General features: G+C 44.1%; 1 protein-coding gene. It reads right to left on the reverse strand.

The genetic code is table 11. The features are described 5' to 3' along the window. Positions 1-227, reverse strand: a 227-nt coding sequence (locus OS191_RS00060; RefSeq protein WP_267153668.1) for a hypothetical protein, incomplete at both ends; no start/stop codon positions are given.

A 227-nucleotide genomic window follows, 5' to 3' on the forward strand; every position in this document is an offset into this window, starting at 1 on the left:
GGTGCTGTGCCTTGTGTGGCACTAATTGTAACACTTGCTCCAGATAATTGTACTGGAGTGGCATCGGCTGTTAAGGTGCCTGCATCGGCTGAACAGGTCTCTACTGTGATTGGTGCGCCTGCTACATCTAAAGCTGCACATAAACCATTGCTTGTTACGATATTTAAAACATCGCCTCCTGTTGTAGTTCCTGGCACAATAACACTTAAATCTAAATAATTAGGATC

It is taken from the genome of Xanthomarina sp. F2636L, assembly GCF_026410195.1.
Lineage (GTDB): Bacteria > Bacteroidota > Bacteroidia > Flavobacteriales > Flavobacteriaceae > Xanthomarina.